The sequence below is a fragment of the Pseudomonas sp. SIMBA_041 genome (assembly GCF_046535095.1).
Taxonomy (GTDB): domain Bacteria; phylum Pseudomonadota; class Gammaproteobacteria; order Pseudomonadales; family Pseudomonadaceae; genus Aquipseudomonas; species Aquipseudomonas mucoides.
The window spans coordinates 1-236 of the sequence record NZ_JAWRXJ010000938.1; the positions used below are offsets into that span (position 1 = coordinate 1).

Below are 236 nucleotides of genomic sequence, written 5' to 3' on the forward strand. Positions count from 1 at the left end.
CCGAAGAGTTCGGTATCTGGGCCGCCAACCAGCTCGAAGAGAAGATCCTCGAACTGGGCGTGGACAATGTCGGGGCCTTTATCGCCGAACCGATCCAGGGCGCCGGTGGTGTGATCGTGCCGCCGGACAGCTACTGGCCGCGGATCAAGGAAATCCTTGCCAAGTACGACATCCTGTTCGTCGCCGATGAAGTGATCTGTGGCTTCGGGCGCACCGGTGAGTGGTTCGGTAGCGAT

1 protein-coding gene is annotated in these 236 nt (G+C 60.6%); it reads left to right on the forward strand.

Annotation, left to right across the window (positions count from 1 at the left end):
- Positions 1–236, forward strand: a 236-nt coding sequence (locus SB725_RS33895) for an aminotransferase class III-fold pyridoxal phosphate-dependent enzyme (protein ID WP_410923784.1), incomplete at both ends; no start/stop codon positions are given.